Genomic DNA, 14445 nt, shown 5'->3' with positions numbered 1-14445 from the left:
GCAGCGCGCGTAAACTTGTAACGCTGAGCGTAACGGCCTCAACCTGTAACGCGCGTATCATGCTGGCGCTCCGCTACCATTGGAAGGTCCGGCGGCGCGTTCGGTCATCGTGGTCAGATCAATGCGGCGCTGCCCACTTGCGACTCGGCAGCTGCGCTGCGGCCGGTGCGGTCACCGGCAGGCCTTCTCGCCGGAATCGGTCATCGCACCGTGCGCGGGTGCGCAAGTCCAAGCGGCGGGTCGCGCGCGGACCCACCGGGGTGCCGGAAACCTCGGTCCAGATCGGGGTTTCTGAGACCCCTATCATCGAGTCTCGAGTCGCAAGCGGCCCCGACTTTCAATGATCGCCTGGACGATCCTTTCGCCGAGGTCGCACAAATCGCCGGCTATGTGGACGCTGTGGAGCCAAACGCGGAAGTGGCGCCGATATCGTCAAACCGACGCCATTGACCCAAAAGCGACGTCCGTGCTCCGGCAAGTGGACTGCCAGCAGTTTCGCTTGAACTGTTAGGCCCGCAACACTGACTCATGGACCCGCTTCCGCCACTAGCGACGGATAGGTCACTGTGTCTCCCGGCCCGGGCCGGGCCCCCGGCGTCAGGCTCGCTATTGCGACTTTGCCCGGTCCAAGAATATGAAACACCTGCTCGCCACCAACGATCAGATAGTCTGCGATGATCCGACGATGGCACCGCCACCACACTGCCTCCGCGCACATCACGGCGCAGCGCCGCACGCGGCCCAGATCGCGAATCCGGGCGAGGCCGGAGCGAAAACTGCCGCTCATCGCGTAGTCGGCGTAGTTGTGAAAACTCTGATTCTGCCAGAAGGCATTGACCTCAGGCGCAATATCCTCTGCGCGTGCGCGGAGGCCTCCGAGTTCGGCGACATGCTCATATGCGACCTGAAATCCCGACAATGACTCCGGAAGCTTTTCGCAATTGTATTGCGGATTTGTCCGCGAGCGCGGAACAGTGCGCACATCGACGACGATGCCGATCTCCGAGGCAGCGAGCAGATCGATAAATTCGCCGATTGGGCGCGTGGAATGGCCAATGGTGAAAAACGGAAACTTCGCGCCGGCTGCTGTGCTTTCGAATTCACGCCGGGCCATCAGCCGAGGCGCCTCAACACGCCGGCCTTGTGCAGGGCGACGTGATCGGTCTTGTCGCTCTTGATTTCATACTGCGGATCCTCCGGCGTAGCACGGTGGATGTGGCCTTTATAATTGACGGCTCGCTTGTGCACTTTAACGATCGTTCCCCGCACACGTCCGGCTTCTGAATTCCAGCTCACGTGGTCGCCAACCTTGAACGTTTTGGCCATGGCTCAGTCCTGGTCCGCTCGTAAGGCTACGCGCGATGCAAAGAGCGCGTCTGTATAACTTTGATCGCTCATTTTGTGTTCCTCCTGCTGGCGAATAACCGTGGCGCGCTGCACAGGCGAGAGCGAGGATCGATCAGCCGCGATGTGGCGTGACGTTGAGGTCCGGTGACGTCCGTTGTGTGGGTTTTCGGATGCCGGCCCCATGACGGTGTGGCAGCGCGCACGGGGCCGGCATCCGCAACCTCCACAAAAGCGGACGTTGACTAAACTCTCGACAACGTGCCGACCGCTCAGGATTTCCGCGCCTATCGTGACAACAAGTTGACTAGTCTCACTGCTTGGATCGCTCAAACGCCGAGCAAGCGCCGAAAGGACGATGTGTAGGCCGCCCCGATTGCCATATCGGGGATGGCTGAAATGGCTGGACGAGTTGAGCGAAGAATACGCGGCGGCATGTACAAAGGAAGAAGGTGAGCCGTCCATGATCCCGATACCGGGAACAGTTGACTCCCGTTTTTCCAACCCTTGGTCGCTTTTTGGACCCATTCAAGGCGCTTGAATCGGTGCTCGGTAACAAGGCGCCTCTGGAATAAGAACAGTAAGAAAAATTTCCGGCAACGCCCCAATCGTCGCTTTAGAGTACTGGGAGCGTCAACATGGTGGACCAGACACCGCGTTTTCGACCATACGATCCTGAGGTCGATGTACAGACCGATCGTCGAGTGGCGCCTTACAAGTACGAACTATCAGTCCGAACCGCTTCGCACACGGAAGATCCCGTCCCCGTGTTTCTTTCCGATTACGACGGTGTGCCAGATCCGAGCGAATACGTGACTCCCTTGCGCAAGGACGGCGGACGTTCCATCTCGGCACGAGTTCTGGCAGGCGTTTTGGCGACTGCGGCCGCGGCAATTCTATTAGCGATGTTCTCTTCGGATGCCACACGCGACATCATCGTCAACGCGAAGGCTTCAATTGCGGCTTCCCTTCCGACGCCGTACGCAGCGGTGCAGCCTGATCCCGCGCAATCGACGGCACATGACACACAGTTGAGGAATCCCACGGATGCCGCGCGGCTATCGGCGCCGGCAAATCAGACCGCTGGTTTTCGAGCCGCCACAACGGTCGCGGCGGTGCCGGCGCGTGAGGAGATCACGACGGCCTATCAGAGTGCGATGCAGGACGGCCGCGCCCCCGCCGCCACACCGCCGGGCGCTCCAGCGTCAGTTGCCGTAGCGCCGCCGGCTGGGGCACCCGTTGCCGCTCTGCCGCCGGCACCTGTCCCAGAGCCCATGATCCCGGGAGATGCGATCCGCCACCTCGATCCTAATGAAATCGCCTCGTCGCTCAGGCGAGCGGATGATTTGATCGCGAGTGGCGATCTCGCCGCGGCTCGCCTCGTGCTGCGGCGCGCGGCTAACGCCGGAGATGCGCGCGCCGCCATGACGCTCGCCGGAACCTACGATCCAGTGATCCTGGAGAAAATGGGCGTCCATGGCTTCGTGCCGGACGTAGCCATGGCGCGAGTCTGGTACGAGAAGGCCAAAAAGTTCGGATCGGCGGAGGCGCCTCAGCGGCTCGAACTGCTCGCAAGCAAGCGGCAATAATCGGCGCATCGTATGACAGTTTTCAAAGCCGTTTACTGCCGATGGATGTTCGCCGCAAACGAACAGACCGAGTCCAACCGAATTTCGGACGCGGCACTTACTTCGCGGCACGCACTTAATGAGCCGCAGATCACAGCAAAGGGCAAAGTTATGGGCGTCTTCACCGCGACTGCTAGAAATCTCTTCGTGTGCCTGTCGTTCCTCTTGTTTTTTGTATCCTTAACAGTCCCCTTGCGTCCTGTTTTGGCTCAAAGCCACAAGCCAGTGGCTCAAAGCCAAAAGTCGGTGGCTCAAAGCCAAAAGCCGGCGGTCAGTTACGATGAAAAAAAGCGTCAGGCCAACGATATCGCCGTCACGGTCGTGGTGTCCGGCATCTCATGTACGTGCGCCAGGTTCACTGAGGACATCCGGAACGTCGTGAACGATTTGGGGCCGGACGGGGTGCGCGTTCTGCCGGTTCTTGGGGTCGGCGGACTTCAAAACGTGAATGATGTGCTGTTTCTCAAGAACATGGACATGGCTGTCGTCGACGAGGACAATCTTCGACTCCTGAAGAAGAAGGATCCGGTGCTGTATGCCAATATCGAGCAGCGCGTTCAATATATCACGAAGCTCTACAATTCCGAGTTTCATGTTCTCGCGCGAAACGAAATCAAGTCCTATGACGATCTGAAGGGCAAGAAGGTCAACTTCAACCTGAAGGACAGCCAGACCGAAGTGACCGCTGATACCGTTTTCAGTGCCCTCAACATCCCCGTGCAGCGCTCTTATTACGACAACGATGAAGCACTTAAGAGGCTGATGTCCGGAGACATCTCGGCAATGATCATCCTCACGGGAGCGCCGCAGGCCACCCTGGCGAAGGTGAAGAAGGAAGACGGCGTGCATTTCCTCCCGCTGGATCAGGAAAGCTTGCGAAATCATGACCTGCGCGATTTGTTCGCAAATTATCTTCCCGCAGAGATCACCCATCAAAACTATCCGAACCTGATCGCAGAGGGGAGCTCTGTCCCGACCATCGCGAACCGGGCATTGCTTGTCGCCTATACTTGGCCGGAGAATTCCCCGCGGTACAAGAGGGTCGCGAAATTCATCGACGCGTTTTTCGGTAAGATCAATCAATTCAACACCCCGTCGAGGCATCCCAAGTGGCGCGAAGTCAATCTTTCGGCCGAAATGCCTGGCTGGGTGCGATTTAAGCCCGCGGCCGAATGGCTTGCCGCCCACCGAAATCAAGCCGTATCCGCCAAACCAGACAGCACGCTCGGCCAATCCTCACCCGAGCTAAAGGCGGCATTCGAGAAATTCATACAGAGCGACGTCTCTTCGTCGGGTCGGAACACGCTCTCCACCGAAGAACGGGAAATGCTTTTCGCCAGATTCACGAAATTTCTAGCCGAGTCTAAGGCGGAACGGGCGGCGGCGCGTTAGACTCGCAAGAATGTCACAGGAAAGACATCCGCTGCGAACCCGATCTTCCGCCTTGACGCACGTGTCGGCTGCCGGTTGTCGGGACTCTTTAGGTAGAGACGGACGGGGGAGCCGACGGCTGGAGCTCATGCGAAGTGGACGGCAAGCGCCAGGGAAGGTGCTCGCCCGTTCGCGCGTCGATTCCCGTCGTGTTCAGTGCGTCCGTCTGAGCGCGGGCGGCGACGTTTTGGCACGGTGGCCTGATCACGAATTGCGTGAGGCTTACGGCAAGGCCGCAAAGTGCAAATACTCAGGCCAATATGGGAGTCCTTGCGGAAGCCCTGCTAACAAGAACACAACATCAGGCAATAAAGGAGGAACATCATGGCGCGGGAAACCGGGCGGAACGCCGCGAACGGCGGGACCGGCTTCAAGACCAACCGGCGCGGATTTCTCGGCAGCACAGGCCTGGCTGCCATGGGAGCGATCATTGGGAGCGCCGTGCCGCTATCCGGCAACGGCCCAGGCATTCCCGGCGCCCATGCGCAAGCCGGTGGCGCTGCCGCACCCGCCCAGCCGAAGGGACCGCAATATCTGAAATTCCCCGGCAAGAACGACAAGCTCGTCGTGCTCGGCGAAAAACCGCTCGTCGCCGAGACGCCGGAAAGCCTGCTCCACGACGACACCACGCCGATCGAGAAATTCTACATCCGCAACAACGGCCAGATCCCTGAGGAAACGAAGGATCCCGACGCTTGGAAAATCACCATCGAAGGCGAGGTCAACAACAAGATCGAGATCACGCTCGGCGAACTGAAATCGAAGCACAAGGCGGTGACGCGCCGCATGGTGCTGGAGTGTGGCGGCAACGGTCGCGCGGCATTCTCGCCGCCGGCGCGCGGCAACCAATGGACCAACGGCGGCGCGGGCTGCGCGGAATGACAGGCGTGCCGCTCGCCGATCTGCTCAAGGCCGCCGGCCTGAAGAAAAGCGCCAAATATACCGCCCACTATGCGGCCGACCTGCACCTGTCGGGTGATCCGAGCAAGCCGAGCCTTTCGCGCGGCGTGCGCATCGAGAAGGCTCTTGACCCCAACACCATGATTGTGTGGGCCATGAACCGCCAGCCGCTGCCGAATATCCATGGCGGGCCGGTGCGCCTGATCGTGCCGGGCTGGTCGGGCTCCGCCTCGCAGAAATGGCTGACGCGGATCACCATCCGCGACCGCGACCATGATGGTCCCGGCATGACGGAGTTTTCCTATCGCACCGCGATCAAGCCGATGGTGCCCGGCGGCAAGGCCGACCCGGCGAACTTCCGCATCCTGGAGTCGATGCCGGTGCGCTCGATCATCACCAATCCGGCCAATGGCGCGAAGTTCGCGGCCGGCACCAAGGAGCTGAAACTGCGCGGCGCCTCCTGGGCCGGCGATCTCACTGTGAAGCAGGTGGATCTCTCGACCGATTTCGGCGCGAGCTGGCAGCGGGCCACGCTGGAAAAGCCGACGAACAAATATGACTGGCAGCGCTGGACCGCGACCGTAAAACTGCCGAGCGACGGCTATTTCGAAATCTGGGCGCGCGCCACCGATTCCAAAGGCGCGATGCAGCCGCACCAAGCCGGCTTCTGGAATCCGCAAGGCTATGGCGGCAACGCCATGCACCGCATCGCCGTGCTGGTCGGATGATGCAGCGTTTGGCGTGGCTCACCTTGGCCGGCGCGCTTTGGATAGCGCCGGCGATGGCGCAAACGGGCTTCACGCCGCGCGACGAAAGCCCGGAAGAGTTCGCCGCGGGCGCCGGCCGCGACGAGACCTTTTACGCCTGCACCGCCTGCCACGGTTTTCGGTTGGTGGCGCAGCAGGGCATGACGCGCGCGCGGTGGGAGGATTCGCTCAACCTGATGGTCCGCAGCCACAACATGCCGCCGCTCGACGGCAAAGACCGCGAAACGGTGCTGAACTATCTCGAAGCGGCCTATCCGCCGCGCGCGCCAACGGGTCGCAGAGGTTGGCAAAACCCGTTTGCCAAGTGAGTGTCTTCGCTTTGTGCGCAGATCGGCATTGAGTTATATTCAAGGTGGATCAGTTTGGCTTTCGTTTGCCGAGGCTGCGCACCCGCTGCAAACTTCCGCAGAGCCGCGGAACCGGTACTCGCGGCCTATGGTAGCCGTTGACTACGGTCAGCACACCCGTAAGCGGACATAGTCAGTAGGATCGGTTACGTCCAGAAAATCCTGGCATATTCGCCTGCACGCGAAATAAACAATGCGCTCGGAGATCTTGAGCGGGCGCTCTGTGAGATGGCACCATCGCGAACGTCGCACCGCGTTTCCCATTGCGGCCCTAGAGGATGCGGTCCGCCTTCTCTGCCGCAGTGAAGCCTTGGGCACATCACCATGCACTCCATCTTCTCTCTAAGATTAAAGTGCTGCGTCGACCGGTTGAGACCACCAAGGACAAACCGTTGTGACCCGCGTCGTCGACAGCGCATGGCGGCACGGCCGCTTCCGGATTGTCAGCGCAGGTGTCGGCGGACATTGGAGCCTCCCGGTTTCGACTTTCACGAAAAGTAGTCGCGGATTAATCTGTCGCGTCACGCCTCGAGAGCTTCGAGGAGTGAGGTCGCCACGATATCTATTGGTTGTAAGCCATCGACGCTTCTGAGAATTCCCTTCGCGCGATAATAGTCGGCGAGGGCTTTGTTTGCTTGCGGTATTCTTCCAAGCGGACTTTCAATGCACCTTCGCTGTCATCTGCTCTTACAGTGTGACCGTTAATCTTTGCTTCTTTGGCGCGATTGAGAATGCGACCCAACAAGACTTCTTCATCCACCTTCAACTCAACCACGCAGTCGAGATCGAACCCTTTGGTCAGCAAGATGTCGTCAAGTGCCACGGCCTGGGCAATGGTGCGAGGAAATCCATCGAGTATGAATCCATGCCTGGCATCGGGCCGTAGAATGCGCTCAGCGACAACGGCAACTACAAGCTCGTCTGGAACAAGCTCGCCGCGTTCCATCACCGCCTGGGCTTTTCGCCCGATCGGAGTTCCTGCCGACGCTGCGGCGCGCAGAATATCGCCGGTGGACAATTGCGGAATGGCCAGCCGTTGAGCCAATCGGGTCGCCTGAGTTCCCTTTCCGGATCCAGGCGGTCCCAAAAGAACAATCCTCATTGCATTCTCCATTGCGGATTTCTGATCTTCGGCCTGATACTGCTTGGCAGCAGAACTACACCGACGCATCCTCGAGCGCTCGGCAACCGACAATGAATGGGACGAGGTTTTCAACGAGAACGATGGCACGCATTAGATTGAAATACGTCAATCAGTTCGCGAACAGAGACCGCGCCGACAAGCGGCTGCGGTACTACTTTCGCAAGCGCGGGCACAAGGCGATCCCGTTGCCCGGCCTGCCGGGCTCCGAGGAGTTCATGGACGCCTATCAGATGGCGCTCGCCGCGTTGCCAGATGCAACGGTCGAGATTGGCGAGAAGAGAACGACACCCGGCACGATCGATGCGCTTTGCGTTTCCTATTACAAGTCGTCCGACTGGAGCGCGCTCGCTGAGGATACGAGGGACGCGCGGCGCCGGATCATCGAAAAATTCCGTTTGAAGCACGGCCCCAAGCGGGCGCGCCTGATCGAAGAGGCGCACCTTGTGAAGATCATGAACGACATCGCCTCGCTGTCATCGCGGCGATCATGGTTGAAGGCGATCAAGCATCTATTGCAGCACGCGGTGCCAATCATGCGGAAGAACAATCCCGCAGAGAAGATCGCGCAAGTGAAGCTGCCGAAGTCCAAGGGCCATTGGACCTGGACGGACGATCAGATTGCGACCTATCGGAAGCATTGGAAGCTGGGGACCAAGCAGCGGCTGGTGTTCGAGTTCGCACTGGAGACCGTCTCCCGGCGCGGCGAGGTTGTCCGCTTTGGCCCGCAGCATTGCTATGTCGGCGGCGAGGGCGAGCGGCGGATCAGGATCGAGCGCACGCATGGGTCCGATGACGTCGATATCCCGATGTCGGACGCACTGGCGGAGGCAATCGACGCGATGCCGAGGCTGAGCGTCGTCAATGGCGTCGTTCCGCTGACGTACCTGCACACCGAGCGCGGCAAGGTGCGAAGCAAGAAGGCCCTTGGCAACGACTTCGCGGGCTGGGTAAAGCTGGCAGGCTTGCCGGATCAGTGCCGGCTGCACGGCCTCAAGAAAGGCGGCATGCGGCGCGGTGCCGAGGCAGGCTTTACGACGCATGAGTTGATGGCGAAGTCGGGCCACAAGTCACTTGCCGAGGTTCAAAGGTACACCGAGGCGGCGAACAAGAAGAAGCTTGCGGACAGCGGCGCGGCGAAGATGCGCGAGGCCGTCGCGAAGGTGCCGAAGCGGATCACCGATCAAAGCGCGAACGCGACTTACACAAACATCGAGACCCAATTACACAAACGCGGGTCTAAGTGATTGAAAATGTTGGAGGCGAGCGATGATATGGCGCTCCCTAGGGGAATCGAACCCCTGTTTCAGCCTCGAGAGGGCCGCGTCTGAGCGAGGACCTTTACAACAATCTCACGCGGCGAAAAACTGGGGCCCGGTGGTGCTCTTCTTTGCCCGAGAACTGCCGCGCCCGAACGATTCGAACGTTCAGCCCCAGATTCGTACTCAATCAGCGTTAGTGTTGACCCCGCGGCGGTGGCCGACCCTGTCAAACAAAGCCGAGCCTTTCATTGGAGAACGCCAAGCAGGCGTAGCGATCAGCAGCGGCCCACTAAACTCGCCGCCCGCTCCGCGTTCCTAAGAAAAATCTAAGTCCGTCCCGGGCGTTAGATCGGGACGGTGAGCGGGTAATAATGAAAGTGGTTGCGGGATAAGATTTGAGCCTATGACCTTCAGGTTATGAGCCTGATCAGCTTGCTTGATATCGCTTAGCACGAAGCCTTGGCCGCGCACAGAGATACGGGTGAACGGCAATCAGATCGCTTTGACGATCCAAGTCGAGCTACCCCGACCCTCTGAGTTACCCTCCGATTTCCACTCCAATCTAACCGAACGCCCGACGGACAACTGGCTACTCTTTTGTCCGCGGCTTTCTCAGTTCTTCATACCGACGATTCCGGTTCTGACGGCGCTGAATTTTGCAGTCTATAGGAGAAGCGCGATGCCGCGACGCCCAGCCAAGGTCACACAAGCAGACATTGCCCGTGCGATCCGCGCCGCCAAGGAAGCCGGCGCGAGCGCTGTCACCGTTGATGGCGATGGCGTTATTCGTATTGCGCTCACGGCAAGCGCGGCACCGATCAAGCCTGCAAATGATTTCGACCAAGAATGGACACCATCCGAGGCATTGCAGCGTTACCTGAAACGCACCGAAAGCGGGTGAAACGCACCTTATGCAATTGATGCGGAGTCCCCGCATCGTTAGACTCCAAGCATTGGATCACGGAGAAAGCCAATGCTTGGACAAAAAGTCCGGTCTCCTCGCGCGCCCGAGGATCACCGGATGAACCTGTACCACGACAATTTTCGTGGCCGCCTGCGCTGGTACGTCAAGATCAGCAAAACGGGACGCCGCATCGACGTCGTTGAAGAGTACAGCACGGCTGAGCAGAGCGACTTTCACAAGGCTTGGGAGGCTGCGGTCCGTGCCTTGGGAGGAGTGCCACGCATGCGCCGCACCAAGCCCGACGAGGCACCCGCCACCTCGCGCCGCTACCTGATCAGTGACGTCTCCGACAAGGGGCAGCTGCGTTGGTATGTACAGCTGCGCGACAAGCTGCCCAAGATCAGAATCAACGAAGAGTTCGGAAGCGATGAGTTCAATCGCGCGGTCGATGCCGCAATCGTCGACCAGATTGGCAAGTTCGGCGACGCCACCGACTGGGTTCGCGCCGAAAAGCAGACGCGCGAAAAGCGCGAGCCACTGCCGACTACGCCGCCAGTCCCGGGCAGCTTTCGTTGGTACTGGATGCTCTACAAGCAGAGCGACCGGTGGCTTGGCAATCTGGCGATTGGTGAAGAAGGGCTGGCCGAGAGTACGCGAGATGCGCGGACCGGGCTGATTGAGTCGCTGCTTGGTGACAACGGCGAGCGATCGTTTGCCGCACTTACGCGCAGGGTGTTGCGCGAGGAGCTGAAGGCGCGCACGCCGGTTCAGGCCGGCAATCTGTTGTCGGTGCTGCGCCACATGATCGGCTGGATGATCGACGAGGAGCACATCGAGGCGGATGACGATCCGACCATCGGGCTTAAGAGTGGCAAGGCAAAGGCCTCGCGCGAGAGCGGTGGCTGGGTGCCGTGGACAGAAGAGGATATGGCGAAGTATCGCGCGCGCTGGCCGCTCGGCACCGAGGCGCGGCTGATGTTCGACATCCTCCACTACACTCACCTGCGGCTCGGCGATGCTTCTCGCTTTGGATCCGCCCACCTGCAGCGGACGTTGAAGACAATGATGGTCAAGGTCGCGACCGAAAAGAGCAAGGGCCACACCACGGCGACGGTGCCCGTGCATCGCGACTTCGCGGTCTCCCTGGCGGCAGCGCGCAATGCCGGCATCTTGGGTACCGGCGAGGTCTTCACCGGCAAGCTGGTGAAGGGCGAGATCATGCCGATGAACAAGAAGGCGTGGGCGGCAAAGTTCAAGAAGTTTGCTCGGCTGGCCGGCGTCAACGAGCCCAAAAAGAATTGCCATGGCGTGCGCAAGGCGCGCGCGGAAGTTGCGGCCTACTCGGAATGCACGGAAGCGCAGATGATGGCGATGTTCGGCTGGCGCGATCACAAGATGCCGGCGCTCTACATTGCCAAAGCGAACCGGGACAAGCTTGCGATCAGTGGGATGGAGAAGATCGAGGCCTATGATCAAATGGAGAACATCGCCGATCTGGCGATGCCGACCGACCAGAACAGAATAGTAACTTTTGAGAGTAACCGGCGGAAAAAACCCTGAGATTTCAACGCCAAACGTGGGGGTGGTGCGCTCGGAGGGACTCGAACCCCCACGATTTTACTCACTGCCACCTCAAGGCAGCGCGTCTACCAATTCCGCCACGAGCGCTTGGGATACCGGCTGGAAGGATTGCGGCCCGCCGGATCAACGGCGCCGATGTAACAAATCAGGGATGGTGGGACAAGGAAGTTTTGCGCTCCGATAACTACCTGACATCAGGAGATTTTGGCAGCATTTGCTTGACTTCGACCGCGATGCGGTTGCGATCCACCAGCACCACGCCGCTGGCCACCGGTAGGTTGTTGGCGAGGATCTTGACCTCGTCCTGCTCGGTGGCGTCCAGTTCGATGATGGCGCCGCGGGAAAGCCGCATCACCTGGTGGATGGGCATGGTTGTGGTGCCCAGCACCACCATGAGATCGACGCTGACTTTATCGAGGGTGGCCACTTCTGAACCGCCAAAGGGGAACTAAATTGCTGTGTGGTTCCACCTGACCACGTTATGGTTAGCCAATGGTTAATGACCGCCAAAACCTTGATTTGACGACGTTCGCGCAGGCCAAAGGCGGCGGCGAGGTCGAATGGCGGATTTCGGCTGCTCCTGTGCCCTACCCCGAGGCCGTGGCCCAAATGGAAGCCCGCGCGGCCGGGATCGCCGACCAAAAGGCCGCCGAACTGGTCTGGCTGCTGGAGCACCCCCCGCTCTACACCTCGGGCACCAGCAGCAAGGAGGGCGACCTGCTCGATCGGCGCTTCCCGCTATTCACCACCGGCCGCGGCGGACAGCTCACCTATCACGGCCCTGGCCAGCGGGTGGCCTATGTGATGCTCGACCTCAAGCGCCGCCGGCCAGACGTGCGCGCCTATGTCGCCGGCCTGGAGGAATGGATCATCCGCATGCTCGACGCCTTCAACGTGCGCGGCGAGCGCCGCGAGGATCGCGTCGGGGTCTGGGTCAGGCGCCCCGACAAGGGCCAGGGCTATGAGGACAAGATCGCAGCGATCGGCGTGCGGCTGCGGCGCTGGGTGTCGTTCCACGGCATCGCCATCAATGTCGAACCGAACCTGTCGCATTTCTCCGCGATCGTGCCCTGCGGCGTCATCGATCCGCGTTACGGCGTTACCTCGCTGGTGGATCTCGGCCTGCCGGTGACGATGGAAGATGTCGACGTCGCGCTGCGGCAGGCGTTTGAAGAGGTGTTCGGGGCAACCGCCACACGCCTACCGGAAGCAACGGCTTAGCTGATCTGGCCAAAGTCTCATCCCGCAGCGTTTTTTGCACCGGCCGACGCGGATCGATCTTCCGCCTGAGGCAAGCGGGGCCACATATTCCAACGCAGACGGATTCGAAACAGGAGGTCGCGATGAAATCGCATCGGCTTCCCTTCGAGAACCGATGGACCAACGGCGCCCACGCCTGGGAATGGAATTGCGAACTTGACCGCCTGGGCGTGCCGAATGTGCGGGCGATGTTCGCCGATCACGAAACTCATGATCCCGAGCGCCCGGCCGTCGTGTTCGATATTCCGGCCGGGTTCGTCCGGGACTGGCTTGCGTACAGGGATCGCCGGGTCGCGCGCCAACAACTGCTGTGGCGCGCCACCGTGATTGCCCTTTCGTTTGTCGCGGCCACCGCGGCCGTGCTGGGCGTACTAAGGGCGTGACATGTGCTTCCCGATGAGGTTCACGCCGCCGCCTTGCGCGGCGCGACCTCGAGCTGGCCCGCGATATAGCGGCGCTCCTGGGTGAGGCCGCCGAAGCCGTAGGCATCACCCTTCACTTCGTCGACATGCGCGTAGCTTTCCTCATGCAGCGGCCCGAGCAGTTCGCCCATGCGCTGGAACAGCGCGGCGAGATAGGCCGCCTTCTCGTCCTTGGTGTTGGTGCCCTCGCTGACATGAACGTCGAGCCAGAAGCTGGCGAGGCTCTGTTCGGCGAGCGACTTTCCGCCGGCGAACCAGTCGGCGGCATCGACCGATTTCACGATAACAGCGGTGACCTTGGGATCCTTGCGCAGGATTCGCGCGGTGAGATCGCTGACGGCGGAGGCAATCTCGGCTTTCAGCGACGGCGACTTGCGGACGCTGGAATAGGTAACGGTGATGAGCGGCATGGTCTTCTCCTTCAAAGGCGCTGGCATCGCGCTCCGCGTTACCTAGACCCGCGGCCATCATTTTGGTATCTTATCTCTTCTCATAACAGTGATAACGAATATTGATGATCAGATGAACACCCTCGATATCGACACAGTGCAGGCGTTCTTGCTGGTCGCCGAACTGCAAAGCTTTACCCGCGCCGCCGAGGCGCTCGGCACCACGCAGGCCGCCGTGAGCATGAAGCTGCAGCGGCTCGAGAGCGTGGCCGGCAAACGCCTGGTCGAACGCTCGCCGCGGGCGGTCGCGCTGACGGCGGACGGCGCGGCGTTCCTGCCCCACGCCCGCGCGCTCATCGAGGCGCATGACCGCGCGCTGTCGGGCGAAAAGCCCGCGCGCCAGCAATTGTCGCTCGGGATCTCCGATCACGCCGCGGGTCCGGAACTGGTGCCGCTGCTCGAACGGCTGCACGCGATGTCGTCGCAACTGGCGCTTTCCGTGACGATCGGCTTTTCGCGCGCGATGCTGGATGCCTACGATGCCGGCGAACTCGACGCCGTGGTGGTGCGGCAGGAAGGCAGCCGGCGCGACGGCGAAAAGCTGACGGAAGACACCTTCGGCTGGTTCGCCGCAAGACGCCCGGTCTGGCGCCGCGGCGAGACGCTGCCGCTGGCGACGCTGGCGCCGCCCTGCGGCGTGCGCGCGCTCGCCATCCGCGCCCTCGACAAGGCCGGCATCCCATGGACCGAGAGTTTTGTCGGCGGCGGCGTCACCGCCGTGGTCGCCGCGGCATTGGCGGGCCTCGCGGTAGCGCCGCTGGCCCGGCGGATCGCGCCGCCGGGTCTGGTCGACATCGGGCCGGCCGAAGGGCTGCCGCGGCTTTCTTCCTCGAAGGTGGTGCTGCATTCGAAGGTCAGCGACCCGGCCAAGCTCGCAGCGTTGCGGACGCTGGCGGCGACGTTCAGGAGCGTGGTTGCCTCGGCGTAACGGTCCGTTTCGCCGGCGTAACGTACCGTTTCGTTAAAAAGACCGATTTTTCCGGAACCAATTGGTGCCTTGCGCGTTTGC

General features: G+C 60.9%; 15 protein-coding genes, 1 tRNA gene and 1 pseudogene. 11 read left to right on the top strand and 6 right to left on the bottom strand.

Features of this window, described 5'->3' with window-relative positions; translation table 11 throughout:
- Positions 1 to 526: 526 nt before the first annotated feature.
- Together GWE18_RS07535 and GWE18_RS07530 are read right to left on the bottom strand one after the other, a co-directional pair.
- Positions 527 to 1114 carry a DUF488 domain-containing protein gene (locus GWE18_RS07535; RefSeq protein WP_275185129.1) on the bottom strand — a complete coding sequence of 196 codons (588 nt, stop codon included), beginning with the start codon at positions 1112 to 1114 and terminating at the stop codon, positions 527 to 529.
- Positions 1114 to 1326 carry a DUF2945 domain-containing protein gene (locus GWE18_RS07530; protein ID WP_275185128.1) on the bottom strand — a complete coding sequence of 71 codons (213 nt, stop codon included), beginning with the start codon at positions 1324 to 1326 and terminating at the stop codon, positions 1114 to 1116. Before GWE18_RS07530 ends, GWE18_RS07535 begins: the two co-directional genes overlap by 1 nt.
- A gap of 656 nt (positions 1327 to 1982) precedes the next feature.
- On the opposite strand from GWE18_RS07530, the gene GWE18_RS07525 reads away from it, so the two are divergent.
- The 5 genes from GWE18_RS07525 (at position 1983) to GWE18_RS07505 (ending at position 6378) form a co-directional block, all read left to right on the top strand.
- Complete coding sequence (locus GWE18_RS07525; protein ID WP_275185127.1) at positions 1983 to 2933, top strand: hypothetical protein; 951 nt, start codon at positions 1983 to 1985, stop codon at positions 2931 to 2933.
- A gap of 12 nt (positions 2934 to 2945) precedes the next feature.
- On the top strand, positions 2946 to 4364 hold the full coding sequence (locus GWE18_RS07520; RefSeq protein WP_275185126.1) for a TAXI family TRAP transporter solute-binding subunit: 1419 nt from the start codon (positions 2946 to 2948) through the stop codon (positions 4362 to 4364).
- 363 nt (positions 4365 to 4727) lie between these two features.
- Positions 4728 to 5285, top strand: coding sequence for a molybdopterin-dependent oxidoreductase (locus tag GWE18_RS07515; RefSeq protein WP_275185125.1), 558 nt, complete (start codon positions 4728 to 4730; stop codon positions 5283 to 5285).
- Positions 5282 to 6031, top strand: coding sequence for a molybdopterin-dependent oxidoreductase (locus GWE18_RS07510; RefSeq protein ID WP_275185124.1), 750 nt, complete (start codon positions 5282 to 5284; stop codon positions 6029 to 6031). Before GWE18_RS07515 ends, GWE18_RS07510 begins: the two co-directional genes overlap by 4 nt.
- Positions 6028 to 6378: a hypothetical protein gene (locus GWE18_RS07505; protein WP_275185123.1), complete on the top strand. Its 351-nt coding sequence runs from the start codon at positions 6028 to 6030 to the stop codon at positions 6376 to 6378. Before GWE18_RS07510 ends, GWE18_RS07505 begins: the two co-directional genes overlap by 4 nt.
- A gap of 560 nt (positions 6379 to 6938) precedes the next feature.
- Here the strand turns inward: GWE18_RS07505 and GWE18_RS07500 are convergent.
- A pseudogene (locus GWE18_RS07500) lies at positions 6939 to 7519 on the bottom strand (adenylate kinase).
- 122 nt (positions 7520 to 7641) lie between these two features.
- Between GWE18_RS07500 and GWE18_RS07495 the strand changes: the two are divergent.
- The 3 genes from GWE18_RS07495 to GWE18_RS07485 all read left to right on the top strand — a co-directional run bounded on the left by GWE18_RS07495 (position 7642) and on the right by GWE18_RS07485 (position 11284).
- The gene (locus GWE18_RS07495) at positions 7642 to 8805 is read left to right on the top strand and encodes a tyrosine-type recombinase/integrase (protein ID WP_275185122.1); all 1164 of its coding nucleotides are present in this window, start codon (positions 7642 to 7644) and stop codon (positions 8803 to 8805) included.
- A 496-nt stretch (positions 8806 to 9301) separates the two neighbouring features.
- Positions 9302 to 9721 (top strand): hypothetical protein, encoded by a 420-nt coding sequence (locus GWE18_RS07490; RefSeq protein ID WP_275185121.1) that lies wholly within the window; start codon positions 9302 to 9304, stop codon positions 9719 to 9721.
- 120 nt (positions 9722 to 9841) lie between these two features.
- Entirely contained in the window at positions 9842 to 11284 is a 1443-nt protein-coding gene (locus GWE18_RS07485; protein ID WP_275185120.1) for a hypothetical protein, read from the top strand.
- A gap of 23 nt (positions 11285 to 11307) precedes the next feature.
- On the opposite strand, the gene GWE18_RS07480 is transcribed toward GWE18_RS07485, so the two are convergent.
- Together GWE18_RS07480 and GWE18_RS07475 are read right to left on the bottom strand one after the other, a co-directional pair.
- Positions 11308 to 11392: transfer RNA gene (locus GWE18_RS07480), tRNA-Leu, on the bottom strand.
- A 97-nt stretch (positions 11393 to 11489) separates the two neighbouring features.
- A complete protein-coding gene (locus GWE18_RS07475) occupies positions 11490 to 11732 on the bottom strand; it encodes a FliM/FliN family flagellar motor switch protein (RefSeq protein WP_057835618.1) in 243 nt (80 codons plus the stop codon).
- 65 nt (positions 11733 to 11797) lie between these two features.
- Between GWE18_RS07475 and lipB the strand changes: the two genes are divergently transcribed.
- Entirely contained in the window at positions 11798 to 12526 is a 729-nt protein-coding gene (gene lipB / locus GWE18_RS07470; protein WP_275185119.1) for a lipoyl(octanoyl) transferase LipB, read from the top strand.
- A gap of 122 nt (positions 12527 to 12648) precedes the next feature.
- Complete coding sequence (locus tag GWE18_RS07465; protein WP_275185118.1) at positions 12649 to 12948, top strand: hypothetical protein; 300 nt, start codon at positions 12649 to 12651, stop codon at positions 12946 to 12948.
- Between the two features lie 20 nt (positions 12949 to 12968).
- Here the strand turns inward: GWE18_RS07465 and GWE18_RS07460 are convergent, their stop codons facing one another.
- The gene (locus GWE18_RS07460; protein ID WP_275185117.1) at positions 12969 to 13397 is read right to left on the bottom strand and encodes a 4-oxalocrotonate tautomerase family protein; all 429 of its coding nucleotides are present in this window, start codon (positions 13395 to 13397) and stop codon (positions 12969 to 12971) included.
- A gap of 112 nt (positions 13398 to 13509) precedes the next feature.
- Here GWE18_RS07460 and GWE18_RS07455 point away from each other — a divergent pair, with 112 nt between their 5' ends.
- Positions 13510 to 14364 carry a LysR family transcriptional regulator gene (locus GWE18_RS07455; protein ID WP_275185116.1) on the top strand — a complete coding sequence of 285 codons (855 nt, stop codon included), beginning with the start codon at positions 13510 to 13512 and terminating at the stop codon, positions 14362 to 14364.
- Positions 14365 to 14445: the final 81 nt, after the last annotated feature.

Origin of the sequence: Bradyrhizobium sp. CSA112, assembly GCF_029051645.1 — a bacterium.
Classification (GTDB): Bacteria; Pseudomonadota; Alphaproteobacteria; order Rhizobiales; family Xanthobacteraceae; genus Bradyrhizobium.
The sequence above is the reverse complement of the archived record's forward strand: the minus strand, read 5'-3'. Positions and strand labels throughout refer to the sequence as shown.